Consider the following 25,721-nt stretch of genomic DNA (forward strand, 5'->3'; position numbering starts at 1 on the left):
TGATATCAATCCTGCGAGTGCCCACACAGATTGTCTGATAAATTGTTAAAGAGCGTTGCGGCAAGCGCCCTGAGGCGTTACTGCGAGGTGGCGTATATTACGCTTTCCTCCCTCAGAGTCAACCTCTGTTTCAGAAGTTTTTCTCCGGCGGTTCAGCGTGCCGAACCTCTCAACCCGGCGGCCGGTAAGCCGTTGTTCCGTGTCGATGGAGGCGCATTATAGGGAGTTCCTGACGGCTGACAAGTGTTTCTGTAAAGAAAAATTCTGACCGTTTCTTTTTTCGCCAAAAGGCGAAAAATCAGTCTTTTTGCGCCTGATTATGCAGCATATTACCAGGCTGAAACCCTTTTAACCCTGACGAAACGCGGCTGACAGATGCTATTCTTTAAACATTGTCCGTTACGCCCGCCCCAACCGAACAAAGATAAGGACGCTAAATGATAAAATCCGCGCGCAGTATGGCCGGGCTGCCCTGGATTGCCGCCATGGCTTTTTTTATGCAGGCGCTGGATGCCACGATATTAAATACCGCCCTTCCCGCTATAGCTCAAAGCCTCAACCGTTCTCCCCTGGCAATGCAGTCCGCCGTCATTAGCTATACCTTAACCGTAGCCCTGCTTATTCCCGTTAGCGGCTGGCTGGCCGATCGCTTTGGTACCCGCAAAGTTTTTATCGTCGCCGTTTCGCTTTTTACGCTGGGGTCGCTGGCCTGTGCCCTCTCAGGTTCTTTAACCTCTTTAGTACTGTTCAGAGTGTTGCAAGGCGTAGGCGGGGCGATGATGATGCCGGTTGCACGCCTGGCCTTGCTGCGGGCCTATCCCAGAAGTGAACTGCTCCCCGTGCTGAACTTTGTCACCATGCCGGGACTGATTGGTCCGGTATTGGGGCCTCTGCTGGGTGGCGTGATGGTTACCTACGCCACCTGGCACTGGATCTTCCTGATTAACATTCCTGTGGGCGTCGCCGGGGTTATTTACGCACGCAAATATATGCCGGACTTTACCACGCCGCGCCGACGGTTTGATTTGCTGGGCTTTCTGCTCTTTGGCACAGGATTGGTTTTGTTGTCGAGCGGTATAGAGCTGTTTGGCGAGAAGATTGTGGCTTCCAGCATTGCGCTGGCGGTGACCTCAGGCGGCATTCTGTTGCTTCTTCTTTATATAGTGCATGCCCGGCGACATCCCACCCCACTTATCCCCTTGCCGATGTTTAAGACCCGGACATTCTCCGTGGGGATTTTGGGCAACATCGCCTCCAGGCTGGGCACGGGATGTATTCCTTTCCTGATGCCGCTGATGTTGCAGGTCGGGTTTGGTTATTCCGCTATCCTGGCCGGATGCATGATGGCACCCACTGCGCTGGGTTCAATAATGGCTAAATCCACCGTAACCCAGGTGCTACGCTGGTTCGGCTACCGAAAAACTCTGGTATGGATAAGTGTGATTATCGGCGTACTGATCGCCAGCTTCTCCTTACAGACGCCGGCAATGGGTCTGACCCTGCTGCTGCTGCCCCTCTTTATACTCGGCATGGCAATGTCGACCCAGTTCACCGCCATGAACACCATTACGCTGGCCGATCTGAATGATGCCAACGCCAGCAGCGGTAACAGTATGCTGGCGGTGACGCAACAGCTGGCAATCAGCTTCGGCGTTGCGGTAAGTGCTGCCGTACTCCGCTTCTATGAAAACTTTGATGGCACTACCGTTCAGCACTTCCATGCCACCTTCCTGACAATGGGCGTGTTGTCGGTGATCTCAGGGCTGGTCTTTATGATGCTGAAGCCAGGCGACGGCAGACATCTGATCAGTGACCGTGAGAAACGCCGGAAAAAAGCTTAGCGTTCCGCAACCGATCCGCGTTCAATCAGTTCCGGGGTCAGCACCAGCAGCTGCTGACTGCCGCCCGGCTCTGCCAGACGATGGAGCAGCGTATCGATAGCCAACTCGCCCAGTTCATCTTTAGGCTGATGGATGGTGGTCAGCGGCGGCGTCATGTAGCGGGCCAGTTCAATATCGTCATAGCCAATAACCGCAATGTCCTGCGGCACGGAAAGACCGGCCTGGAACAGCGCATGGTAAACACCCACTGCCATTGCATCGTTACTGGTAAAAACGGCCTCGGGTAAGGGATTGAGCGCCAGCAGTTGGTTCATAGCGTTATAGCCGCCCTGAAACTCAAAATCCCCGTTCACAATATAGTCTGGCGGTAGAGGTAGCCCGGCATGGGCCATCGCCTGCTGAAAGCCTTCAAGCCGCAGACGCGCGGGCGTTTTATCCTGCGGCCCGGCAATACAGGCAATGCGGGTGTAACCACGCGCGATCAGATAGCGGGTAGCCATCTCCCCGCCCAGCAGAGAATTGTCCTGAATAATATCGCTGCCACCCTCAAAGGGGGACCAGTCCATCATCACAGAGGGAATAGAGGGATAGCGGTTAAGGATCTCAGCAGAGGGGATGTGACTTTCGGTACACATGATCAGCAAGCCATCCACACGCTTTTGCAGCAGCGTTTCCAGACTGCGGTTCATACGGTTTTCATCGCCGTCGGTATTGCAGAGCACCAGGCTGTAACCGCGCTCATAACAGCTTCTTTCCACGCCGCGTACCACTTCTGCATAGAACGGGTTGCTGCTGGCGGTCAGTAACATTCCGATAGTGCGGGTCTGGTTAATCTTCAGGCTGCGCGCCAGAGCCGAGGGCGCATAATTAAGTTGCGAAATAGCTGAGGTGATTTTTTCCCGCACCGCCTCACTGACGAAGCGATTGTTATTGATGACGTGAGACACGGTTGACGTTGAAACACCCGCCAGCCTTGCGACATCCTTCATCGTGGCCACGGGCTACCCCTGCTGCTGTAAGAAACGATCGGTTTCATCACGCCACGGCACGGAAGGCTGCGCGCCAGGCCGGGTGACTGCGATGGCAGCAGCGGCATGAGCAAAAAGCACTGCCTCTGTCATTGGCCGCTGTTCCAGCAAGGCCGTTATCAAGGCTCCGTTAAAAGTATCGCCAGCCGCAATGGTATCTACCGCCGCTACTTTGAAACCGGGAATACGCTTGCCCTGGCCCTGTTCACTCAGCCAGACGCCACGGCTGCCCAGCGTAATTAACACGCTGTCGATACCTTTTTTATGCAAAACCGCCGCCGCACGCGCTGCTGAATCATCAGAATCAACATGCACACCAGTCAGAATCTCGGCTTCGGTTTCATTAGGGGTAATCATATCCACCAGCGCCAGCAGTTCATCAGAAAGCGGGGTCGCCGGGGCGGGATTCAGGATCACTTTCGTCTGATGGCGATGGGCAATTTTTGCCGCAGCCAGCACGCTCTCCAGCGGGGACTCAAGCTGCATTAATAATGCCGCTGCGTCAGCAATAGTCTGGTGATGTTTTTCCACCAGCGCAGGCGTTAATGCTGCATTAGCTCCTGCCTGAATGGCGATGCTGTTTTCACCTTCCCCGTTCACAAAAATCAGCGCCACGCCGGTTGGTTCCCCCGCGATGACTTCCACTGACGTTATGTCGATTTTGTCTTCAGCCAGCTGCTGACGGATGCGCTGGCCGATATCGTCTTCACCCACACAGGCAATAAAGGCGATATTCGCGCCGCTGCGTCCGGCAGCGACAGCCTGATTGGCGCCTTTGCCACCAAAGGCTACCTGATAATGCTTACCGATCACCGTTTCTCCGGGACGGGGGAACGTCTCCAGATTAAGGATGTGATCGGCATTAATGCTGCCAAGGACGGCCAGCTTGTCGGTACTTTTCATAGGGTGTCGTCCAGAAAAAGGCGCCACCTCAATGAGGTGGCGCGTGCCCTGCTTTTCTTTGATTTATTTAGTGACCAGCTTCAGGTCAACCGGATTAATCGCCTGAACTTTCTGGCCCTTCAGCACTTTATCAGCCGTATCCACGCCGATAACGCCGATCTGCTCAGGCTGCTGTGCCACGGTCGCGGCCAGTTTGCCCCCTTCAACGGCTTTCATACCATCTGCAGTGCCGTCAAAGCCGACTACCACAACATCAGATTTGCCTGCGGTTTGCAATGCGCGCATTGCACCTAATGCCATTTCATCGTTCTGGGCAAATACCGCCTGCACGTCAGGGTGCGCCGTCAGCAAGTTCTGCATCACGTTGAGGCCCTTTGTGCGGTCAAAATCAGCGGGCTGGCTGGCCAGGATCTGGAATTTATGGGCATCCGCCGCCATTTTGAAGCCTTCGCCACGTTCACGCGCGGCAGAAGTACCGGCAATGCCGGAAAGCTCAATAATTTTGGCATTTTCGCCAATTTTCTTCGCGATGTAATCACCGGCCATTTTACCGCCGAAACGGTTATCAGAGGCGACGTGGCTGACCACTTTTCCCTGCGCTGCCATACGGTCGAGAGTAATGACCGGGATATTTGCCTGGTTAGCCATTTTGACGGCATTGCCTACGGCATCAGAATCGGTTGGGTTGATCAGTAGCAGCTTAGCGCCACGGACGGTCAGATCCTGCACGTTAGCCAGCTCTTTCGCCGGATTGTTCTGCGAATCCAGTACCACCAGGTTATAGCCCAGTTTGTCAGCTTCTTTTTGCGCGCCATCTTTCAGCGAGACGAAGAAAGGATTATTCAGGGTGGAAACCACCAGCGCGATAGTCTCTTTTGCCAGCGCGTTAGCGCTTACGGTTACGCCAAGCAGAACGGCCAGTGCAGTCAGTTTCATTTTCATTATAAAGTCCTGTAGGGAGAGTTATTTACTGCTTTTGTTATCTACCAGCACCGCGAGCAGTATCACCACCGCTTTAACGATCATTTGGTAGTAAGAAGAAACGCCGAGCAGGTTAAGGCCGTTATTCAGGAAACCGAGGATCAGCGCACCAATCAGCGTTCCCATAATACGTCCTTTGCCCCCGGCCAGACTGGTACCGCCCAGCACCACCGCCGCAATGGCATCCAGCTCGTAGCCCGTGCCTGCCGTGGGTTGAGCCGAGGAGAGTCGTGCGACCTCAATGGTGCCAGCCAGCGCAGCCAGCATGCCGCTCAGGGCATAAACGGTAATTTTGACGCGGCTGACGCTGATGCCGGATAAGCGGGTTGCCGCTTCGTTGCCGCCAAGCGCATAGATGTAGCGGCCCAGTCGGGTATGGTGCAGCATGTACCAGGCGGCCAGGAACACCAGCGCCATAATCCAGACCGGCGCGGGAATACCCAGCGGGCGGCCAATACCGAACCAGCCGAACAGATCGGCATTGTCATTAAAGCCAGTAGTGACCGGACTGCCGTTGGTGTAGACCATAGTTACGCCGCGCAGCAGCAGCATCATCACCAGCGTGGCGATAAACGCCTGGACTTTGCCTTTCGCGACAATCGTGCCGGTAATCGCGCCAATCGCGGTGCCAAGCGCCAGCGAAGCCACCACGGCCACCAGCGCATTCACCTCCAGCCCCACCAGTGAAGCGCCTACCGCGCCGGTCAGTGCCAGCAACGATCCCACGGAAAGGTCAATGCCAGAGGTCAGGATCACCAGCGTCATGCCTACAGCCATGATCGCGTTGACCGAGGTCTGCTGCAGAATGTTGAACAGGTTGTTCAGCGTAAAGAAGTTGGGGCTGAGGCTGGAGACAATAGCGATCAGCACAATCAGGGCGATCAGGGATTTTTGCTCCAGCAGCCAGCTCTTGCTGAACGGCCGGTTGGCACGAAGGGTTTGGGTACTCATGGTTGCTCCACGCTAAGTTGCTTACCGACTGCCGCCGCCATTAATACTTCCTGCGTGGCTTGTTCGATGGGGAAATCTCCGCTCAGGCGGCCTTCGTGCATTACCAGCACGCGATCGCTCATGCCCAGTACCTCTGGCATTTCAGAGGAAACGAGAATGATGCTCAGCCCTTCCTCTTTGAACTGATTAATTAACTGATAAATCTCTTTCTTTGCCCCCACATCTACGCCGCGGGTCGGTTCATCCAGAATCAGCACTTTTGGTCGGGTCATCAGCCCACGGGCGATAGCGACCTTTTGCTGATTACCGCCGGAGAGCAGCCCAATGGGTTGCTCCATTGAAGGCGTTTTGACGTTAAAGAGTTTGATAAAGTCGCTGACCGCCAGCTGTTCTTCGGCATGCTTCAGCCGGCCGCCGCGATGGCTGAAGTAGTCCAGCGCCGTCAGCGACATGTTCTCTTTTACCGACATGCCCAGCACCAGCCCGTCGCGCTTGCGGTCTTCAGAGATATAAACGATGCCGTGTTGCAGCCCCTCTTCGGGGGAACGGGTGACCACCTCTTTGCCATCCAGCTGGATGCGGCCTTTAGTACGCGGCAGCGCGCCATAAAGCACCTTCATTAATTCGGTACGCCCTGCGCCCATCAGTCCGGCTACGCCGAGGATTTCACCTTTGCGTAAAGTGAAGCTCACGTCATTCACCCCCGGTCCGGTAAGGTGCTCAACCTTCAGGCGAACCTCGCCCGGCGCTTTATCCAGGCGCGGATACTGCTCTTCCAGTTTGCGCCCCACCATCATTTCAATCAGCGAATCCTCATTGAGCGAATCAACTTCACGCTCAGCGATAAACTGGCCGTCGCGGAAAATGGTGACGTCATCGCAGATCTCGAAAATCTCCTTCATGCGATGCGAGATATAGACAATGCCGCAGCCCTGCGCCTTCAGCTCGCGGATCACGCGGAAAAGCGAAGCAGTTTCGGTATCGGTCAGCGCATCGGTAGGTTCATCCATCACTATCACTCTGGATTGATAGCTCAGGACTTTGGCAATTTCGACCATTTGCTGATCGCCAATCGAGAGATCGCCCACCAGCGTATGGCTGCTGAAGCGCAGATTCAGCCGCTTTAACAGCACCTCCGCTTCGGCGTGCATCTTCTTCCACTGGATACGCCCGATGGCGTTCACAAACTCACGGCCCAGGAAGATATTTTCCGCAATGCTGAGCTGCGGGATAAGGTTAAGCTCCTGATGGATAATGCCAATTCCCGCTTCCTGCGACGCTTTAGGCCCGTTAAAAGAGACCTCGTTACCCAGCCAGTGAATGCTGCCGGCATCACGCGCATAGATGCCGGTCATCACTTTCATCATGGTGGATTTCCCGGCGCCGTTTTCACCCACCAGCGCCATCACCCTGCCCGGAAAAACCGAGAGCGCGGCCCCGGAGAGCGCTTTCACGCCCGGGAAGGATTTATCAATGCCTTGCAGTTGCAGTAAAGGTTGCATCATGGCCTCAGAAGGTCACGCCAGCACAAAGGATAATATTCGCGAAGGGAGAACACTCCCCGCTACGGATAACCGCCTGGCTGCGCTGGGTTTGCTGTTTGAACTGTTGATGAGTGACGTACTGAATAGAAAGGGTGTTTCCCTGATGTTGTTGCAGCAAGTCGAGCAGGGCTAACAGCTCACTGTGGAGTTGAGGATTGTGGGTTTTGATCTCTTCCGCAATGATGGCGCTTTCTACCTGCATCTCTTCCGTAACACTCTTCACTACCTGCATAAAGCTCGGGATACCCTGCGTCAGCGCCAGATCGATGCGCTGCGGTCCGGCCGGGATCGGCAGACCAGCATCGCCCACCACCACGCTGTCGGTATGCCCCAGGCGGGAAACCAGCGACGAAATTTCAGAATTCAGTAAGGTGCCTTTTTTCATCTTTCACTCCAGAGCGAAACGTTTCGCTGAACAGGAGTGTATGAGAGGCAGAGGGGAAAACAACGAGCAAAGTGTGAAATTGTGATCGCCATCGAAACGTTTCGCTGTCCTGTGGCGAAGTTTGACTTAGGCACAGATAAACGGGAGATCAGGAAGAAATGGCCGGCAGCAACCGGCCATGTGCAACGAAATTAATTGAAGACCATACCGCCATCAATCAGCAGAGACTGGCCGGTCATATAGTCAGAATCAGGTCCTGCCAGGAAGGAGACACAGGCGGAGACATCTTCTGGCTCAGAGAGACGACCCAGAGTGATGCGTTTGGCAAACTCAGCCGTGCCATACCCTGCTGGCTTACCTGCCGCGCTGGAAATCTGACGATCGATCTCTTCCCACATCGGGGTTTTAACGATTCCCGGACAGTAGCCGTTCACGGTGATGCCAGCAGAAGCCAGATCGCGCGCAGCGGTTTGCGTTAACCCACGTACAGCAAATTTGCTGGAGCTGTAAATCGCCAGTTCCGGGTTACCCACATGCCCAGCCTGAGAACAGGCGTTGATGATCTTGCCGCCATGTCCTTCAGCCTTAAAGGCTTTCACCGCAGCCTGAATGCCCCAGATCACCCCTTTTACGTTGATAGCGTAAACTTTATCGACAATTTCCGGCGTGATCTCTTCAATAATCGTGGTGGGTGCTATCCCGGCATTGTTGACGATAACGTCAAAGCCTCCCAACTCTTTACGGGCCTGCTCAACGGCGGCAAATACCTGATCGCGGTCGGAAACATCTACCGTAACGGCTAACGCTTTCCCTCCCTGCGCGATAATCTCGTCGGCAACCTGGCGTGCCGTCTGGCTGTTGAAGTCTGCCACGGCAACGGCGAAACCATCTTTTGCCAGCCGGAGGGCAATCGCTCTGCCAATTCCCTGACCGCTGCCGGTCACTAACGCTACTTTCGTTTTCATCTCTACTCCCTGAACGGTATTTAAAGAATTTGACTCAGATGCAGCTGGCCCATCAGCATCGGGTTGTCGGCATAGTCGACCGGCACCGCTACCACAGCAGGCCCCTGCACATCCATCGCTTTACGCAGCGTAGGTTCCAGCGCTGCTGCGCTCTCAACGGCAAAGCCTGCCGCGCCAAACGCCTCGGCATAGGCTTTGAAATCAACCGGCCCGAATTTCACGCCAGAGACACGCTGGTACTTTTTCTGCTCCTGCATCGCCACCATGTTGTATTCCTCATCCACCCAGATGATGTGCAGGATATTGGCCTTCAGCCTGACCGCTGTTTCTAGTTCCATGCTGGATTGCAGGAAACCGCCGTCACCGGAGACGGAGACCACTTTACGGCCAGGATCGACCAGCCAGGCCCCTATCGCCCACGGCAAGGCCACGCCCATGGTCTGTTGTCCGTTGGAGATCATGATTTGTCGTGCGCGGAAGCTGTAAAGGTAACGGGCTATCCAGATATGGAAGCTGCCCATATCCACCGTCAGGGTCACGTCACTGTTGATGATGTCCTGCATTGCCCGCACGATGCGCAGCGGATGCAGAGCAAACTGATTCAGGTTCTGGCCCTGCAGGGAGAGCAGTTCACGCTGCTGCTGCCGATCCTCCAGAATGGCGGTGGCCTGAGCGCTGAGCTGTAAGGGAGAGGCGATCCGCGCAGCCAGTTTATCCAGCGTGGCGGCGATATCCCCCACCAGCTCTGCATCCGGCAAATAGCAGTTATCCGCATCAGCGGCCAGTACATCGATATGCACCAGCGTCGCCGTACCGCTGTTCCACATGGCAGGCTCATACTCCACCGGGCTGTAGCCGATGGTGATGATCAAATCAGCCTGGCGTAATAACCGATCGCCCGCCTGATTGTTAAACAGTCCCACCCGACCGGCAAAGCGAGAGAAGTGATCCTGTCTGACCGCGCCTGCTGCCTGATAGGTACTGGTGACAGGGATATGGCTGCGATCCAGCAGACGGTGCAGCGCCTCGCTGTTCCCTGGCTGGCTGGCCATCAGCCCCAGCAGCAGAACAGGATTTTTCGCGCTGGCGATTTGAGCCGCTACCGCTGCAATGGCCTGGTCCGGCGCGGCGCCCAGCAGCACCTGACCTTTGCAGTTCAGCAAGTTGCCACGGGCAGGCTGGTCAACGATATCCTGGGGCAAACTGACAAATGCACCGCCGCCGCGCCCCTGCTCCGCCTGACGGAAGGCGTTGGAGACCACTTCAGACAAAGCATTCGCATCCGTTACCTCCACCGCATATTTGGTGACCGGGCGGAACATGGCAACGGTATCCATGCTCTGATGAACCTGTTTGGCGCTGTCCGCCCGCTTTACTGCCCCACCCAGCGCGACCACCGGGTCGCCCTCGCTGGTGGCGGTAGCCATACCGGTGATGAGGTTGGAACAGCCGGGGCCGGAGGTGACCAACGCTACCCCGGCATTGCCGGTCAGCCGGCCAACGGCCGCCGCCATAAATGCCGCGTTGGCCTCATGCCGCACGGGAATGGTCTGGATTGAGGAGTCCACCAGCGAATCAAAGACCTTATCGATTTTGGCACCGGGAATACCAAAGACCTGCTTCACGCCCTGCGCCTCAAGCTGGGCGACGACCAGGTCGGCGCCATGTTGCCAGAGCGTTGTGTCGGATGGGGTTTTCATCATCACTCCTGATAATTAGCTTTCAACGGAACGGATGGCTGAATCCAGATTGTCGGGATTCAGATCGGCCTGTAAGAAATCGCTGTCTTTGGGCAGATCGATCACCAGTTTGCTGATTTCACCAAAGGTCAGCAGGCCCTGCTCCAGCTGATAATCAAGCAGATGTCCTCCGCCCTGACGGTCATCGGTAATGAAGTGCTCGTGATAGCCTGCAACGTTGATGCCCTGCATGTATTGCGGCGTACGGAAGCCAATCAGCACGCCATCACGCTGGCTGAAATGAAAAGTAGGCTGCTTGTCTAACACTTCCGGCATAGAGCGGTAAGGGCGATGCTGGCAGGGAACGGTGCGGGTCTGCGCGGCAGAAAAGCGCCCGTCAATACGCAGCGCGCAGAATTGATTGTCTGACGTCACCTGGCGATCGATAAGGTCATGAATAGCTTCGCGGCTGGCTGGCTCACTGAGCTGGATACGATGCTGGGGTCTGAAAAAGGTCATTACCGCAAAAGGCGTTTTCTGCTGCGGGTTGGCTTCACGCGCGCTGCCATCTGATTTGAGCTGGTAGACATTACTGTCGAAAGCGATCATTTCACCATCCAACTGGTTGAACGTCCCCAGGCCAAAATCCCCTTTTTTCAACAGCTCAGCGACGGAGAGGCTGCCTTCATACACGCCACTGAGCAACGCGCTCATCAGCGAGGTCTGATAGATTACACTTTCTGGTTTATCTTGCTGCAGCAGGCTGACGGTTGTCGCCAACTGTTGCTCACACAAACAGTCAGTTACAGAATGTTTCATGGCTTCCCTCCTGGCTAAAAGGTTAAGAATCATTAACAGGATGTTGACTCGGTTCAGCCGTAAATACCAATATAGGGAAGCCATGACTTTGAGACGTTTTTAATATGGAACTTCGCCATCTGCGTTATTTCGTTGCTGTTGCCCGCACGCACAGCTTCACCAGGGCAGCGGAAATGTTGGGCATTTCACAACCTCCGCTGAGCCAGCAAATTTTGCGTCTTGAGCGTGAAATTGGCTTACCGTTGCTGAAAAGGCTTACCCGCAGCGTTGAGCTGACGGAGGCTGGCGAAGCGTTTTATCACGATGCCTGCCAGATTCTGGAGCTGAGCGGCCTGGCGCTGGAAAAAGCCAAAGGCATTGCCCGCGGCATCAGCGGACAGCTTTCACTGGGCTTTGCCAGTTCGGTCGCTTTTCACGCTTCGGTTTTCCGTCTGTTAAGGGCGTTTCAGGATAGTTATCCCGATATGGTCATGAATACGCGTGAGCAGAATATGGCGTCGCTGATGCATGACCTGCAGGAAGGGGTGCTGGATGCGGCATTTGTCCGCTTGCCCTGTGAGAGCAGCAAGACCTTTAATCTGAAGGTGATTGCCAGCGAAAAGATGCTGGCGGTGCTGCCGCCCGGACACAGGCTGGCCGAAGAGGGAACGCTCTCCCTGAAGCAGCTGGCAAAGGAGCCGATGGTGCTGTTTCCCCGGGAAGTCTCGCCCAGCCTGTATGAAATGATTATCAGCGCCTGCCTGCGCGCCGGCTTTCAACCCCGCAACGGGCAGCAGGCTCCGCAAATCGCTTCAGCTATCGGCATGGTGGCCAGCGGATTTGGGTTTACCCTCGTGCCGGAATCGCTGGTGTGCATCCGTCACCCTGGGGTGACGTTTCATCCGATTGACGATGCGGTGCTGAACAGCGATATTGCGCTGGCATGGCGCAGGCATGATCGCTCACCAGCGGTACTGCATCTGGTGGCGATGTTGTCTGGCAGGAGTCAGGAAGTCCCTTCTCCTGCCAGTCAGGCTAGCCCTTAACTTTACGGATCTGCTTCACGTCCAGTTCAAGCGAGTTAAAATCTTTATCAAGCTTGCCCTGCAGCTCGACTTTATCGGCTGGCGTGACGCTCTGCCCATCCCAGCGCTTATCATCGATTTCTACCGTCATAGAGCCTGTGGCGTCTCGGAAGGTGTAATCCTCATCACCCACGCGTTTCTCAATGTTGCCACGCATCGTGACCCATGCGTCATCACTCATATCCTGGGCCTGTTTCACCGTGGCTACCGTGCCATTGGGGCCGGAGAAGCCGCCTTTCTGCGCCACGGCAGCGGGCGCGTTCGGATCGACAAATCCACCGGTCTGCGCGGCCAGAACCGGCATAGAAATCAGGGCAGTAATAGCTAATAAAGCAGCGCTCTTTTTCATCGTTTTCACCTTATTCCTTTCAGGAGTAACAGTTGTTATTGCGTTGGTTGAGGTCCAGTAAAACAAAAGGTTCTTAACAGGATCTTAAGAAGGTCTGACAACGGCTTTTATTTGTTTAAATTGACGAAAAAGCCCGAACTTCCCGGATCGACACTGTACAAAGCCCCTGCTGGTTTCGTATAAAACCGTTAACCCCATAAGGAACTTTGCATGCGTATTTTAGTTATAGAGGACGATCCGTTAATCGGTGACGGGATCAAAGCCGGGCTGATAAAGCTGGGTTTCAGTGTCGACTGGTTTACCGAAGGCAAAGAGGGCATGACGGCGCTCAGCAGCGCGCCTTTTGACGCGGTGGTGCTCGATTTAAGCCTGCCGGGAATCGATGGACTGGCGATCCTGCGTCAGTGGCGTCAGCAGGGACAGGATGAACCCGTGCTGATCCTGACAGCAAGGGATGCCCTGGAACAGCGCGTTGCTGGTCTTCAACAAGGGGCCGATGATTATCTTTGCAAGCCGTTTGCCCTGAGCGAAGTCGCCGCCCGTTTGCAGGCGCTGATCCGCCGTCGCCACGGCCAGCTGCAATCCGTTTTAAGCCATGGCGCCGTGGTGATGGAGAGCGCTTCCCATACTGTTACGCTGGATGGCGAACCCCTGTTGTTAAAATCCCGCGAGCTGGCGCTGCTGGAGCTGTTCCTGATCAACAAAGGCCGGGTGCTGACGCGCGCCCAGCTCGAAGAGAAGCTCTATGGCTGGGATGATGACGTCTCCAGTAACGCCGTGGAGGTGCATATCCATCACCTGCGAAAAAAACTGGGTAGCCAGTTTATTCGTACTATCCACGGAGTGGGTTATACGCTGGGAGAACCGGTTTGAGCCGGTTAAGTTTACGCCTGCGTCTGATGCTGGGTTTCCTGCTGCTGATCCTGATCGGCTGGGGCAGCGCTGGTATAGGCTCGTGGTGGCAGACCCGGCATAAAATCAACGAATTATTCGATACCCAGCAGATGCTGTTTGCCAAAAGGCTGGCCGCCATTAACCCGGAACAGCTCAGCCATGAGCCGCTGATTCTGCCTGAAACCAAAAAGCTGATAAAACACCATCGTGGAGAACAGGAGGACGATGCGCTCGCCTTTGCCATCTTTACTCATGATGGCCGCATGGTGATGAACGATGGCGACAATGGCAAAGACTTTCTTTTCAGTTATCAACGGGACGGCTTTACCGACGGCAAGCTGAAGGGCGACGATGATTTGTGGCGAATGGTCTGGCTGACCACACCAGATCGCTCCGTGGTGGTGGTCGGACAGGAGTGGGAGTACCGCGATGAGATGACCAGAGATATCGTGCAGACTAACCTCTGGCCCTGGCTTATAGCGCTGCCGGTGATGCTTATTCTGCTGCTGTGGCTGGTCACCCGCGAGTTAGCCCCTTTAAAGCGCATCGCCAGCCAGTTGCGCAGCCGCTCACCGGACGACCGGACGCCGTTGACAGAGAGTCGACTGCCACAGGAGGTGCGCCCACTGGTGGATGAACTGAACTCGCTTTTTGCGCGCATTGCCAGAATGCTGGCCCGGGAGCGCCGCTTCACCTCTGACGCCGCACATGAGCTTCGCAGCCCGCTGGCAGCGATCAAGGTGCAAACTGAAGTCGCCCAGCTCGCCCATGACGATCCGCAAATGCGGCACCACGCACTCTCTAATCTTGATGCCGGTATCGATCGCGCCACCCGGCTGGTGGATCAGCTGCTGACGCTTTCCCGGCTGGAGAGTGAACAGGATCTTGAAAAGCAGCCGGTTAACCTGCAACAGCTGTTACAACAGGCTGTGGTGGATCACTACGCCAAAGCGCAGGCTGCCGGTATTGAGCTTAGCCTGGAGGCGCCTGAGGTCCCGGTCATCAAAAAGGGGCAGCCCCTGCTGCTGGCGCTGATGATACGCAACCTGCTGGATAACGCCATCCGTTACAGTCTGACCGGCGGTGAAGTGCAACTGGCGCTCACGCCACACACGCTTGAAGTGCTGGATAAAGGGCCGGGCGTCACGCGGGATGCCCTTGAACGCATAGGAGAGAGATTTTACCGGCCACCGGGCCAGGAGAAGTCCGGGAGTGGGCTTGGGCTCTCTATTGTCAGCAATATCGCTCACCTTCACGGTATGCAAATCAGTTTTGCCAACCGCAGCGAAGGGGGTTTTGCGGTGAAGATCAGCTGGTCATAAAAAAGGGCCCGAAGGCCCTTTCTCTGCCAGCAACGCAGGCTAAATCTCTACCTGAGTCCCCAGTTCGATCACTCTGTTTGGCGGGATTTCAAACTGATCCGGCGCACGCAGCGCATTCTTTTGCAGCATCAGGAACAGCTTGCCGCGCAGGCGCAGATACCACGGACGTTTGCCGATAATCAGCGACTCGTGGGACATAAAGAAGGAGGTTTCCATCATCCTGCAGCTCAGGCCTTCCAGCCCGCAGCGGTGGAAAATCTCTTCGACATTGGGCGTTTCGCGCCAGCCGTAGCTGGCCACCACCCGCCAGAAGGTGGGAGAAAGCTGCTCAATGGAGACACGCCGGATATTATGCACATAAGGCGCATCTTCCGTTCGCAGAGTCAGCAGAACCACCCGTTCATGCAGCACCTTGTTGTGCTTCAAATTGTGCAGCATGGCAAAGGGGATGACGTTCAATGCACGTGACATATAAACGGCCGTGCCCGGCACCCGCACCGGCGGCGATTTCTCCAGCGAGGCGATCATCGCCTCCAGAGAGTTACCGTGCTCATGCATACGGCGCAACAGGCGGAAGCGCTCACTTTTCCAGGTGGTCATGATGATAAACATCATCAGCGCCAGACAGAGCGGCAGCCAGCCGCCGGAGAAAATTTTCACCAGGTTGGCCGAGAACAGCGAAACGTCAATGCACAGCATGAACACCAACACCAGCAGCACCACATAGCGGTTCCAGTGCCAGTTTTTGATCGCCACCGTGGTACAGAGTATGGCGGTCAGTACCATGGTACCGGTGACCGCAATACCATAGGCGGCAGCCAGGTTACTGGAGTGTTCAAAGCCTACAATCACAATCACTACCGCGAAGTAGAGCAGCCAGTTGATGACCGGGATATAGATTTGCCCGGACTCCTCTTCAGAGGTATGCACAATACGCATCGGCGGCAGATAACCCAGGCGCACCGCCTGACGAGTCAGCGAGAAGACGCCGGAAATCACCGCCTGAGAAGCAATCACCGTGGCCAGCGTCGCCAGGATCAGCATTGGGATCAGCGCCCAGTCAGGCGCCAGCAGGAAGAAGGGGTTTTTGATCGCCTCCGGGTGGGCTAATAACAGCGCGCCCTGACCAAAGTAGTTCAGCACCAGCGACGGCAACACCACCAGAAACCACGCCAGGCGAATCGGGAATTTCCCGAAATGGCCCATATCGGCATACAACGCTTCCACACCGGTAATGGCCAGCACCACGGCACCCAGCGCAAAGAAAGAGACCTCTTTATATTCCATAAAGAAGTGCATCGCCCAGTAAGGGTTGAGCGCATGGAGCACGTCGGGATTGTTGATAATACTGCGCGCGCCCAGCACCGCCAGCACGATAAACCACAGCATCATCACCGGGGCGAACAGTTTTCCCACCAGCCCGGTTCCGTGTTTCTGAATGATAAAAAGCAGCGTCAGTACCGCTATGGCTATGGGGACAATATAAGCATCAAGGTTGGGCGCGGCAATCTCCAGCCCTTCTATAGCAGAGAGCACGGAAACGGCAGGGGTGATAACCACCTCGCCATAGAAAAAGCTGCCGCCGATCAGGCCCATAATCACCAGCACCGCAGTGGCTCTTGCCCCGGTATTGCGCCCCGCCAGCGACATCAGCGTCAGAATTCCCCCTTCTCCCGCGTTATCGGCACGCATCACGTAACTGATGTACTTCAGCGACACCACCAGCACCAGCAGCCAGAAAATCAGTGACAGAAAGCCAAATACGGCGTCACGCTCGACGCCAAAGCCAAACTGGCCGGAGAGACATTCGCGAAGGGTATAGAGTGGGCTTGTACCGATGTCGCCATAGACGACGCCGATAGCCGCTAAGGTCACGGCACCCAGGGACTGCTTTTTCTCAGAACTCATAGACTAGTCTTTTGTTGGAGCCGGGTGACGCGGTATTGCGCCCTGCTCATCAAGCCATCAAAACGCGCACAGTATGCATGAATCATGATGAATGCCTATCCTAATTACGTTAAGAAAAATGACTTCACTGCCCTGGGTCACTCTTTGACAAGAAAAAAGCTGACTCGAATCAACTCTTTCAAGCATCATAGCCAGTAGTGTTTGCGCTCGCCAGTCAACAGCTGGCCTGACCGTAGAAAAGGATGAATGTTTGATTATGCCTCAGCCCCATTTACTTGCGGAAAGAATCGCCCGCCTCAGCAACGCATTAGAAAAGGGACTTTACGAGCGGCATCATGCGATTCGCCTCTGTCTGTTGGCTGCGCTGAGCGGAGAGAGCGTCTTTTTGCTTGGCCCGCCGGGTATTGCCAAAAGTCTGATTGCCCGCAGGCTGAAATACGCTTTCCAGCACTCCCGCGCTTTTGAATACCTGATGACGCGCTTCTCCACACCGGAAGAGGTGTTCGGCCCCCTCTCTATTCAGGCTCTGAAAGATGAAGGACGCTACCAGCGCCTGACCAAAGGGTATCTTCCTGATGCAGAAATTGTCTTTCTTGATGAGATCTGGAAAGCTGGCCCGGCCATTCTCAACACCCTGCTGACAGCCATTAACGAACGCCGTTTCCGCAACGGAGACAGTGAAGAGAATATCCCGATGCGCCTGCTGGTCACCGCCTCCAACGAGCTGCCGGAAGCGGACAGCGGGCTGGAAGCCCTGTATGACCGTATGCTGATCCGCCTCTGGCTGGACAACGTGCACGAAAAACAGAACTTCCGCAGCATGCTCACCCACCAGCAGGATGAGAACAGCAATCCGGTGGCGGAGTCGCTCTGTATCAGTGATGAAGAGTATAGCGAGTGGCAGAAAGGCATTTCCCAGGTTTCGCTGCCTGATGCGGTTTTTGAGCTGATTTTCCTGCTGCGCCAGCAGTTAGAGAATCAGCCTGAAGCGCCCTATATCTCTGACCGCCGCTGGAAAAAAGCCATTCATCTGCTTCAGGCCTGCGCGTTTTACAGCGGGCGCAACAGCATCGCGCCGGTGGATCTGATCCTGCTGAAAGATTGCCTGTGGCATGACGTCGGTTCCATGAAGCTGCTGGATCAGGAGATTGATAATCTGATTACCCAGCAGGCCTGGCAGCAGCAGCCAATGCTGATCAAACTGCAACAGATTGAGTCGCGCCGTCTCGCTTTGCAGCAGGAAAAAAGCGTGGAGCTGGCGATTCGGCTGGAGAAACATGGCGGCATGTTCAGCCGCAAGCCGCACTATGAACTGCCGTCCGCGCTGGCAGACGACACGCTGACGCTGATGCTGCAAAAAACGCTGATGCTGCATGATATGCAGGTGACACACGTGGTCATTGCCCGCGAAGCGCTGCATCACTGGCTGCAGAAAGGCGGCGATATCCGTGGCAAGCTGAACGGAATTGGCTTTGCGCAGACGCTGGATCTCCATGTGGACAGCAATGACTGCCTGACCCTGCGCGATATCAGCCTGCAGGTTTCCAGGCTAATGCTGCCGGGTAAACAACAAGCCAGCGGACTGCCGGAAGAGATTGCGCAGGCGTTGGACGAGCTGGAAACGCAGCTTCGGGCGCAGCGAACCCTGTTCAGTCAGCACCAGCGCTGCCTGTTTATCAGTGACGACTGGCTGGCGCGCATCGAAGAGAGCCTGCAACAGGTTGCTGAGCAGCTGAAGCAGGCGCGGCGGTGATCACCCTGGATACGCTGAGCGCGCTGCTGGCGGTCAGTGAGGGCGATTTGCTGGAAGAGCTGGTGATTGCCCTGCTTGCCAGCCCCCAGCTGGCGCTGTTTTTTGAAAAATTCCCCGGCATGAAAAAAGCGCTTTTACGCGATCTGCCACGCTGGAAAAATGACGTACTGGAACAGATGAGAACCACGGCAGTTCCGGCAGACCTGGCGGCTGAATTCGCTTTATTCCAGCAGTTTCAGGGACTTTCGCACGCCCCTTTTTGCCAGAAGCTGCCCGAACTCCTGGCCTGGCTCAGTCAGCATCAGTCACCCTTTACGGAAAAAGCCACGCAGCTGCTTGCCAATACCGACCCCACGAATCTCAGCCCGGCGCAGCAAACCCTGTTTCTGCAACGCTGGCGGCTTAGCCTGACGCTGCAAACCCTGACCCTGAATCAACAGCTGCTGGAGCAGGAGCGGGAAAAGCTGCTGGCAGAACTTCAACAGCGGCTGGCGATGAGCGGCCAGCTGGCTGACGTGCTCTCTGATAACAACGAAGCGGCGGCGGGTCGCCTGTGGGATCTGACTAAAAGCCCGTTGCAGCGTAGTGACTACCAGCTGATTGTGGAATATGGCGATTTTCTGGTGCAGCAGCCAGCGTTAAAGAAACTGGCTGAACAGCTTGGCCGCAGCAAAGAAGCCAAAGCGCTCCCCAGCGAAGAGGCGCCGCTGGAAGCATTCCATCAGATGATTAGGGAGCCTGCAAGCGTACCTGAAGAGGTCAGCGGTCTGCATCAAAGTGACGATATCCTGCGCCTGCTGCCGCCCGAGCTGGTGACGCTGGGCATCAGTGAGCTGGAAGTAGAGTTCTATCGCCGGCTGGTGGAAAAAAGGCTGCTCACCTATCGCCTGCAGGGAGAAGGCTGGCACGACAAGGTCACAATGCGTCCGGTCAGCCACCAGCATCATGATGAACAGCCTCGCGGCCCCTTTATTGTCTGCGTGGATACGTCCGGTTCGATGGGCGGCTTTAACGAACGCTGTGCCAAAGCCTTTTGTCTGGCGTTATTAAAAGTTGCGCTGGCCGATAACCGTCGCTGCTACATTATGCTGTTTGCCCATGAGGTAGTGAGCTATGAGCTTACGGCGGGCGACGGCATTGCCCAGGCTATTCGTTTCCTCAGCCAGCGTTTTCGCGGCGGCACAGATCTTGCCGCCTGTCTCGATGCCGTATTGCTGAAGCTGGCCACTCCGGTATGGAATGATGCCGATGCGGTGATCATTTCCGACTTTATTGCCCAGCGGCTGCCCGAAGATTTGGTAAAAAGAATCAAACAGCACCAGTTAAAGCAGCAGCAGCGTTTTCATGCCGTTGCGCTGTCCGATCACGGAAAACCGGGCATTATGCGCATTTTCAACCATATCTGGCGTTTTGATACCGGCCTGAAAAGCCGCCTTCTCCGTCGCTGGCAACGTTAAAAGCCCGCAGAAACACTCTGGCAATGCTTATTTGTTATAGTCTCAGCTGTGCTTTATACGCTTCAGCCACCAGAGAGATTGGGAGTATTACGTGTCAGTACAAAACCAGGATATTGCAGCAGGCTTACCCGCACCAACCCAAACACTATTATTAAGCGGCAGCAGCGCAGAACAAAAACGTCAGGAACTCCTCGAATACTTCAATCAGACCTGGTCTCTCTACGAGAGCCTGTTTGACTGCCTGGCCGATGAACAGGCTTATTACAGCAAAGCGATCTCCCTGCGCCATCCGCTGATTTTCTATTTTGGCCACACCGCCACGTTCTATATCAATAAACTGATGGCTGCCGGGCTGATGGAGCAGCGCGTGGATGATCAGATTGAAGCGATGATGGCCATTGGCGTGGACGAGATGAGCTGGGACGATCTGGATACCAGCCAGTATCAGTGGCCTACTGTTGCCCGACTACGCGACTATCGCGGCAAAGTACGTTCACTGGTGAGAGCCTTAATAAAAGAGATGCCGCTGACGCTGCCCATTAACTGGAACAGTCCGGCCTGGGTCGTACTGATGGGGATTGAGCATGAACGCATTCATCTGGAGACCTCCAGCGTACTGATCCGCCAGCTCCCGGTTGAATGGGTGAAACCGCAGCCCCATTGGCCAGCATGCCCTTCAGCGCGCCACGATCGCTTTGCTGTCCCACAAAATTCGCTTATTAGCGTAGCCGGCGCCCGCGTGACGCAAGGTAAAAGCGATGAGACGTATGGTTGGGATAACGAGTACGGCACCCTGACCACAGAGGTAAAATCCTTTGAAGCCAGCAAAATGCTGACCAGCAATGCTGAGTTCTTTGAATTTATCCTGGCCGGAGGTTACCAGGATAACCGCTGGTGGGATGATGAAGGCCGGGGCTGGCGTGATTTTGCCCAGGCCACACAGCCCACCTTCTGGATCGGTTCTCCTGAAGCGCCTGAAAATCTGAAGCTGCGCCTGCTGACTGAAGAAGTCGCCATGCCCTGGGACTGGCCGGCAGAAGTCAATCAGCTGGAAGCCGCTGCGTTTTGTCGCTGGAAAGCGGCAGAAACCGGCAAGTCTGTTCAGCTTCCCAGCGAGGCTGAATGGCTGCTGCTGCGCGAGCAGGTTGCGGAGGATCGGTCTGTTAAAGAGTCGGGTAATCTGAATCTGGCATGGTGGGCCTCTTCCTGTCCGGTGGATCGCTTTGCCCAGGGGGAGTTCTTTGATCTCACCGGCAACGTCTGGCAATGGACCACTACGCCCATTAGCGGGCTGGAAGGCTTTAAAGTTCACCCTCTGTATGATGATTTCTCTACGCCAACTTTTGACGGCAAGCATGCGCTGATTAAAGGAGGTAGCTGGATCTCCACCGGCAACGAAGCGCTGAAATCTGCCCGCTACGCCTTCCGCCGTCACTTCTTCCAGCATGCCGGCTTCCGCTACGTGGTTTCCACGCATCAGGAAAAAATCGCGCTCAATCCTTACGAAACGGACAGCATGGTTTCGCAGTATCTGGACTTTCAGTACGGCCCGGACTATTTCGGCACCGCCAACTATGGCAAAGCGCTGGTAGATATCGCCTGTCAGATGACGGAAAAACGGGGCCGGGCGCTGGATATTGGCTGTGCAACCGGTCGCGCCAGCTTCGAACTTGCCCGCCATTTTGATGAAGTCGTCGGCATGGATTATTCGGCCCGCTTTATTGATGTGGCACTGCAGCTTACTTCAGGCGAAACGTTCCGCTACGTCACCCAGGAAGAGGGCGAACTGGTGGAGTATCGTCAGGTTCACCTGAAAGATTTTGGTCTGGGGCCGGAGCAGACCAGCCGCATTCAGTTTATCCAGGGGGATGCCTGCAACCTTAAGCCTCAGCCCGATCGTTACGACCTGGTACTCGCCTCCAATCTGATTGACCGGCTGCGTCAGCCTGAGCGCTTCCTGCGGGATGTGACGGCGATGATCCGCTCTGGTGGCGTACTGATGCTCTCCTCGCCTTACACCTGGCTTGAAGAGTACACGCCAAAGGAGAACTGGCTGGGTGGCATTCGGGAGAACGGTGAAGCGCTGACAACTTATCAGGCACTACAACGCCTGCTGGCTAAAGATTTTGAAGAGATGGCTTCACCTCAGGATGTGCCTTTTGTGATCCGCGAAACCGCACGTAAGTATCAGCACACCGTTGCGCAGCTCACCCTCTGGCGTAAACGTTAAACTGTGTAGCGGGCGTTAACAGCGCCCGCTGTTCATTCCACAATGATATTGCCTGTTCTCCCCCTTTCCTGCACATTAATCTTTATCACACTGCATATTCGCTAACTCTGGAACCCTTATGGCAGATAATCTGCAAATAGATAATCTCGATCGCGGCATTCTGAATGCCCTGATGGCGAACGCCCGTACCGCCTATGCCGAACTGGCAAAAGTATTTAACGTCAGCCCTGGAACCATTCACGTACGCGTGGAGAAAATGAAACAGGCCGGAGTGATCAAAGGAACCCGAGTTGAGATTGACCCCAAACATCTGGGCTATGACGTCTGCTGCTTTATTGGCATCATCCTGAAGAGCGCCAAAGATTATCCTTCCGCGCTGGCCCGGCTGGAGAGTCTGGATGAAGTGGTTGAAGCCTATTACACCACCGGCCACTACAGCATCTTTATCAAGGTCATGTGCCGGTCGATCGATGCTCTGCAACAAGTGTTGATCAACAAGATCCAGACCATTGATGAAATCCAGTCCACCGAGACGCTGATCTCGCTGCAAAATCCGATCATGCGCACCATTAAGCCCTGATCTGTGCACAGAATTATCCACAGTCTGTTTTGCATTTTTTTCTTTCAGACGATCGTGCTGTCGGCGTTGCAGAGCGTTTTGCTTCGCCCAGTGCCCGCAGTGTACTTAAGTACATGAGGACCGCGAGCACTGCCCGAGTCGAAAATAGCAAGTTAGCCAGGCATCCACATAAACCCTCACTTTTCCACAGGTAGATCCCTGCTTAATCACAGCGTACAATACCCGCCTTTGTAATCCAGGGATCTTCATCATGGCAGACGTAACCTTAATCAGTGGCAGCACCTTAGGCGGCGCAGAATATGTGGCTGAACATCTGGCAGAGAAGTTGGAAGAAGCAGGCTTTTCAACGGAAATGCTTCACGGTCCGGAGCTGGATGAGCTAAACACGCAAGGGATCTGGCTGGTGGTCTCCTCCACCCATGGCGCAGGCGATCTTCCTGACAACCTGCTTCCCCTGTTTGATGCAATAGAAGAAAAGAAACCCGATTTGAGTCAGGTTCGCTACGGTGCGGTGGGAATTGGTAACCGCGAATACGATCTTTTCTGCGGTGCCATTGAAAAAATGGATGTTCTGCTGACTTCATGTGGCGCTCAGCGGATCGGCGATCGTCTCGAGATAGATGTACTGGAGCATGAGATCCCTGAAGATCCGGCTGAGGTTTGGATCGCCAGCTGGAAAAACCTGCTTAACTGAGGATCGCGGGCGGCCGATCGTCCCGATTTTTGCTGCCTCTGTCGAAAAAAGCGGCCAAGTTTTGTAAATATTGCCCTTTTTTGTACAATAAATTAGCGATCAATTGTGGATAACTATGCTCAATACCCGGTAATAACCGGTGTTTATCCCAATAACAACTTGGCACCCTGGCTAAGCCTGTGTATAACATGCCATTTAGATCCCAGCTTATACGCCACAGGATCACCGATCTTTCACAGCATACGATCCTTAATAACCTGATGATCGTTATCAGGAAAAAAGGCTTATCCACAGAGATCGTCGATCCTAATAGAAGATCTAACAAAGAGATCTCTAGATAAAAAAGATCTTCTTTTTAATACACGCCGGGCTGTGTGCTTTCCCCTTCGTCTAAAGTTGAGTAGAATCCACGGCCCGGCAGTAATCTCTCATTCGCACAATCGCGAGGTGCAGTACCATGTTTTATCCAGATCCTTTTGACGTCATCGTAATCGGTGGTGGTCATGCGGGTACCGAAGCCGCCATGGCGGCTGCCCGAATGGGTCAGCAAACCCTGCTATTAACCCATAACATTGATACGCTTGGACAAATGTCCTGTAACCCGGCGATCGGTGGTATTGGAAAAGGACATCTGGTTAAAGAAGTGGACGCACTTGGCGGGTTGATGGCACATGCAATCGACCAGGCAGGCATACAGTTTAGGATACTAAACGCGAGCAAAGGCCCGGCAGTGCGGGCTACTCGTGCTCAGGCAGACCGCGTGTTGTATCGACAGGCTGTTCGTACAGCGTTAGAGAATCAGCCAAACCTGATGATCTTCCAGCAGGCTGTAGACGATCTTATCGTTGAGAACGATCGGGTTGTAGGCGCAGTGACCCAGATGGGCCTGAAGTTCCGTGCAAAAGCCGTTGTGCTGACCGTAGGTACTTTCCTTGATGGGAAAATTCATATTGGTCTCGATAACTACAGCGGCGGCCGTGCTGGCGATCCTCCTTCGATCCCTCTGGCCCGCCGTCTGCGTGAGTTGCCTCTGCGCGTCAGCCGTCTGAAAACCGGAACGCCACCGCGCATTGATGCCAGAACCATTGATTTCAGCGTACTGACGCCGCAGCATGGCGATACGCCAATGCCGGTCTTCTCGTTTATGGGAAATGTGAACCAGCACCCTGAACAGGTGCCTTGCTACATCACCTACACAAACGAGAAAACGCATGATGTGATCCGTAATAATCTGGATCGCAGCCCGATGTATTCAGGCGTTATCGAAGGTATTGGTCCGCGCTACTGCCCTTCTATCGAAGACAAGGTGATGCGTTTTGCCGATCGTAACGCTCACCAGATCTTCCTGGAGCCGGAAGGCCTGACCAGCAATGAAATTTACCCGAACGGCATCTCAACAAGCCTGCCGTTTGATGTACAGATCCAGATCGTCCGCTCCATGCAGGGTCTGGAAAACGCGAAGATCGTCCGGCCTGGTTACGCTATTGAGTATGATTTCTTCGATCCGCGCGATCTGAAACCGTCGCTCGAAAGTAAATATATTCAGGGGCTGTTCTTTGCAGGACAAATCAACGGCACCACTGGCTATGAAGAAGCGGCGGCGCAGGGCCTTCTTGCTGGTCTGAATGCCGGTCGCCTTTCGGCAGACAAAGAGACCTGGGCGCCACGTCGCGATCAGGCTTATCTCGGCGTGCTGGTTGATGATCTCTGCACCCTGGGCACGAAAGAGCCATACCGCATGTTTACCTCCCGTGCGGAATATCGTCTGATGCTGCGTGAAGATAACGCCGATCTGCGACTGACCGAAGCGGGCCGTGAGCTGGGTCTGGTGGATGATACCCGCTGGGCACGCTTCAATCAGAAGCTGGAAAGCATTGAACAGGAACGCCAGCGTCTGCGTGACATCTGGGTGCACCCGAAGTCGGAGTGTGTTGAGGAGGTCAACGGCGTACTGAGCGCGGCGCTGACCAAAGAGGCAAGCGGTGAAGACCTGTTGCGCCGTCCTGAGATGACTTATCCGCAGCTGATGACCCTGAGCACCTTTGCCCCGGCGCTGAGCGACCCTCAGGCCGCAGAGCAGGTTGAAATTCAGGTGAAGTACGAAGGCTATATCGCTCGCCAGCAGGAAGAGATTGACCGCCAGCTGCGCAATGAAAATACGCTGCTGCCGGTTGAACTGGATTACCGTCAGGTGAGCGGCCTTTCAAATGAGGTGATTGCCAAGCTTAACGATCACAAACCGGGATCGATTGGCCAGGCTTCCCGTATTTCAGGGATCACGCCCGCAGCCATTTCCATTTTGCTGATTTACCTGAAGAAACAGGGATTGCTGCGTAAAAGCGCCTGATCTGTTCAGCTGTCATAACGTAAGGGG

Annotated in this window: 21 protein-coding genes; 10 read left to right on the forward strand and 11 right to left on the reverse strand. The window is 55.0% G+C overall.

The genetic code is table 11. The features are described from left to right. Positions 1 to 437 precede the first annotated feature (437 nt). Positions 438 to 1,841 carry a multidrug transporter subunit MdtD gene (gene mdtD, locus SD961_RS03040; protein WP_318788937.1) on the forward strand — a complete coding sequence of 468 codons (1,404 nt, stop codon included), beginning with the start codon at positions 438 to 440 and terminating at the stop codon, positions 1,839 to 1,841. Here mdtD and rbsR read toward each other — a convergent pair. From rbsR to budA, 9 genes are all read right to left on the reverse strand, one after another. Beyond that, positions 1,838 to 2,839 carry a ribose operon transcriptional repressor RbsR gene (gene rbsR / locus SD961_RS03045; protein WP_318788938.1) on the reverse strand — a complete coding sequence of 334 codons (1,002 nt, stop codon included), beginning with the start codon at positions 2,837 to 2,839 and terminating at the stop codon, positions 1,838 to 1,840. The genes mdtD and rbsR overlap by 4 nt on opposite strands. A gap of 3 nt (positions 2,840 to 2,842) precedes the next feature. After that, a complete protein-coding gene (gene rbsK, locus SD961_RS03050) occupies positions 2,843 to 3,772 on the reverse strand; it encodes a ribokinase (RefSeq protein ID WP_318788939.1) in 930 nt (309 codons plus the stop codon). 63 nt (positions 3,773 to 3,835) lie between these two features. Further along, a complete protein-coding gene (gene rbsB, locus SD961_RS03055; RefSeq protein ID WP_318788940.1) occupies positions 3,836 to 4,714 on the reverse strand; it encodes a ribose ABC transporter substrate-binding protein RbsB in 879 nt (292 codons plus the stop codon). A gap of 21 nt (positions 4,715 to 4,735) precedes the next feature. After that, positions 4,736 to 5,704 carry a ribose ABC transporter permease gene (gene rbsC / locus SD961_RS03060; protein ID WP_318788941.1) on the reverse strand — a complete coding sequence of 323 codons (969 nt, stop codon included), beginning with the start codon at positions 5,702 to 5,704 and terminating at the stop codon, positions 4,736 to 4,738. Then, entirely contained in the window at positions 5,701 to 7,206 is a 1,506-nt protein-coding gene (rbsA, locus tag SD961_RS03065) for a ribose ABC transporter ATP-binding protein RbsA (RefSeq protein ID WP_318789384.1), read from the reverse strand. Before rbsA ends, rbsC begins: the two co-directional genes overlap by 4 nt. Before the next feature lie 7 nt (positions 7,207 to 7,213). Next, the gene (rbsD, locus tag SD961_RS03070) at positions 7,214 to 7,633 is read right to left on the reverse strand and encodes a D-ribose pyranase (RefSeq protein WP_318788942.1); all 420 of its coding nucleotides are present in this window, start codon (positions 7,631 to 7,633) and stop codon (positions 7,214 to 7,216) included. Between the two features lie 191 nt (positions 7,634 to 7,824). Beyond that, positions 7,825 to 8,598 carry a (S)-acetoin forming diacetyl reductase gene (locus SD961_RS03075; protein ID WP_318788943.1) on the reverse strand — a complete coding sequence of 258 codons (774 nt, stop codon included), beginning with the start codon at positions 8,596 to 8,598 and terminating at the stop codon, positions 7,825 to 7,827. 20 nt (positions 8,599 to 8,618) lie between these two features. Continuing rightward, positions 8,619 to 10,298, reverse strand: a complete 1,680-nt coding sequence (gene alsS / locus SD961_RS03080; protein ID WP_318789385.1) for an acetolactate synthase AlsS — start codon at positions 10,296 to 10,298, stop codon at positions 8,619 to 8,621. A 15-nt stretch (positions 10,299 to 10,313) separates the two neighbouring features. After that, positions 10,314 to 11,096 carry an acetolactate decarboxylase gene (budA, locus tag SD961_RS03085; protein ID WP_318788944.1) on the reverse strand — a complete coding sequence of 261 codons (783 nt, stop codon included), beginning with the start codon at positions 11,094 to 11,096 and terminating at the stop codon, positions 10,314 to 10,316. Between the two features lie 104 nt (positions 11,097 to 11,200). On the opposite strand from budA, the gene SD961_RS03090 reads away from it, so the two are divergent. Then, a complete protein-coding gene (locus SD961_RS03090; protein ID WP_318788945.1) occupies positions 11,201 to 12,121 on the forward strand; it encodes a LysR family transcriptional regulator in 921 nt (306 codons plus the stop codon). Here SD961_RS03090 and SD961_RS03095 read toward each other — a convergent pair. Next, positions 12,111 to 12,509 (reverse strand): YgiW/YdeI family stress tolerance OB fold protein, encoded by a 399-nt coding sequence (locus SD961_RS03095; protein ID WP_318788946.1) that lies wholly within the window; start codon positions 12,507 to 12,509, stop codon positions 12,111 to 12,113. The genes SD961_RS03090 and SD961_RS03095 overlap by 11 nt on opposite strands. A 210-nt stretch (positions 12,510 to 12,719) precedes the next feature. On the opposite strand from SD961_RS03095, the gene qseB reads away from it, so the two are divergent. Then, on the forward strand, positions 12,720 to 13,382 hold the full coding sequence (gene qseB, locus SD961_RS03100) for a quorum sensing response regulator transcription factor QseB (RefSeq protein WP_318788947.1): 663 nt from the start codon (positions 12,720 to 12,722) through the stop codon (positions 13,380 to 13,382). Further along, entirely contained in the window at positions 13,379 to 14,725 is a 1,347-nt protein-coding gene (gene qseC, locus SD961_RS03105) for a quorum sensing histidine kinase QseC (RefSeq protein WP_318788948.1), read from the forward strand. Before qseB ends, qseC begins: the two co-directional genes overlap by 4 nt. Before the next feature lie 39 nt (positions 14,726 to 14,764). Here qseC and kup read toward each other — a convergent pair whose 3' ends face one another. Beyond that, positions 14,765 to 16,633 (reverse strand): low affinity potassium transporter Kup, encoded by a 1,869-nt coding sequence (gene kup / locus SD961_RS03110; protein ID WP_318788949.1) that lies wholly within the window; start codon positions 16,631 to 16,633, stop codon positions 14,765 to 14,767. Positions 16,634 to 16,889: 256 nt separating this feature from the next. Between kup and ravA the strand changes: the two genes are divergently transcribed. The 6 genes from ravA to mnmG all read left to right on the forward strand — a co-directional run bounded on the left by ravA (position 16,890) and on the right by mnmG (position 25,694). Next, positions 16,890 to 18,386: an ATPase RavA gene (ravA, locus tag SD961_RS03115; RefSeq protein ID WP_318788950.1), complete on the forward strand. Its 1,497-nt coding sequence runs from the start codon at positions 16,890 to 16,892 to the stop codon at positions 18,384 to 18,386. Beyond that, positions 18,383 to 19,843, forward strand: coding sequence for an ATPase RavA stimulator ViaA (gene viaA / locus SD961_RS03120; protein WP_318788951.1), 1,461 nt, complete (start codon positions 18,383 to 18,385; stop codon positions 19,841 to 19,843). Before ravA ends, viaA begins: the two co-directional genes overlap by 4 nt. 91 nt (positions 19,844 to 19,934) lie before the next feature. Then, positions 19,935 to 22,073 (forward strand): 5-histidylcysteine sulfoxide synthase, encoded by a 2,139-nt coding sequence (gene ovoA / locus SD961_RS03125; protein ID WP_318788953.1) that lies wholly within the window; start codon positions 19,935 to 19,937, stop codon positions 22,071 to 22,073. 118 nt (positions 22,074 to 22,191) lie between these two features. Further along, positions 22,192 to 22,653: a transcriptional regulator AsnC gene (gene asnC, locus SD961_RS03130; RefSeq protein WP_318788954.1), complete on the forward strand. Its 462-nt coding sequence runs from the start codon at positions 22,192 to 22,194 to the stop codon at positions 22,651 to 22,653. 250 nt (positions 22,654 to 22,903) lie between these two features. After that, on the forward strand, positions 22,904 to 23,347 hold the full coding sequence (gene mioC, locus SD961_RS03135; protein ID WP_318788955.1) for an FMN-binding protein MioC: 444 nt from the start codon (positions 22,904 to 22,906) through the stop codon (positions 23,345 to 23,347). Positions 23,348 to 23,804: 457 nt separating this feature from the next. Beyond that, positions 23,805 to 25,694, forward strand: coding sequence for a tRNA uridine-5-carboxymethylaminomethyl(34) synthesis enzyme MnmG (gene mnmG / locus SD961_RS03140; protein WP_318788956.1), 1,890 nt, complete (start codon positions 23,805 to 23,807; stop codon positions 25,692 to 25,694). Positions 25,695 to 25,721 lie beyond the last annotated feature (27 nt).

The organism is Erwinia sp. MMLR14_017, from assembly GCF_033657285.1.
Classification (GTDB): Bacteria; Pseudomonadota; Gammaproteobacteria; order Enterobacterales; family Enterobacteriaceae; genus Erwinia.

Excerpts from the sequence above, each read along its gene's own strand:
- mdtD (WP_318788937.1), top strand. The coding sequence starts at position 438 with ATGATAAAATCCGCGCGCAGTATGGCCGGGCTGCCCTGGATTGCCGCC.
- rbsK (WP_318788939.1), bottom strand. The coding sequence starts at position 3,772 with ATGAAAAGTACCGACAAGCTGGCCGTCCTTGGCAGCATTAATGCCGAT.
- rbsB (WP_318788940.1), bottom strand. The coding sequence starts at position 4,714 with ATGAAAATGAAACTGACTGCACTGGCCGTTCTGCTTGGCGTAACCGTA.
- rbsC (WP_318788941.1), bottom strand. The coding sequence starts at position 5,704 with ATGAGTACCCAAACCCTTCGTGCCAACCGGCCGTTCAGCAAGAGCTGG.
- rbsA (WP_318789384.1), bottom strand. The coding sequence starts at position 7,206 with ATGCAACCTTTACTGCAACTGCAAGGCATTGATAAATCCTTCCCGGGC.
- rbsD (WP_318788942.1), bottom strand. The coding sequence starts at position 7,633 with ATGAAAAAAGGCACCTTACTGAATTCTGAAATTTCGTCGCTGGTTTCC.
- SD961_RS03075 (WP_318788943.1), bottom strand. The coding sequence starts at position 8,598 with ATGAAAACGAAAGTAGCGTTAGTGACCGGCAGCGGTCAGGGAATTGGC.
- alsS (WP_318789385.1), bottom strand. The coding sequence starts at position 10,298 with ATGAAAACCCCATCCGACACAACGCTCTGGCAACATGGCGCCGACCTG.
- budA (WP_318788944.1), bottom strand. The coding sequence starts at position 11,096 with ATGAAACATTCTGTAACTGACTGTTTGTGTGAGCAACAGTTGGCGACA.
- SD961_RS03090 (WP_318788945.1), top strand. The coding sequence starts at position 11,201 with ATGGAACTTCGCCATCTGCGTTATTTCGTTGCTGTTGCCCGCACGCAC.
- SD961_RS03095 (WP_318788946.1), bottom strand. The coding sequence starts at position 12,509 with ATGAAAAAGAGCGCTGCTTTATTAGCTATTACTGCCCTGATTTCTATG.
- qseB (WP_318788947.1), top strand. The coding sequence starts at position 12,720 with ATGCGTATTTTAGTTATAGAGGACGATCCGTTAATCGGTGACGGGATC.
- kup (WP_318788949.1), bottom strand. The coding sequence starts at position 16,633 with ATGAGTTCTGAGAAAAAGCAGTCCCTGGGTGCCGTGACCTTAGCGGCT.
- ravA (WP_318788950.1), top strand. The coding sequence starts at position 16,890 with ATGCCTCAGCCCCATTTACTTGCGGAAAGAATCGCCCGCCTCAGCAAC.
- asnC (WP_318788954.1), top strand. The coding sequence starts at position 22,192 with ATGGCAGATAATCTGCAAATAGATAATCTCGATCGCGGCATTCTGAAT.
- mioC (WP_318788955.1), top strand. The coding sequence starts at position 22,904 with ATGGCAGACGTAACCTTAATCAGTGGCAGCACCTTAGGCGGCGCAGAA.
- mnmG (WP_318788956.1), top strand. The coding sequence starts at position 23,805 with ATGTTTTATCCAGATCCTTTTGACGTCATCGTAATCGGTGGTGGTCAT.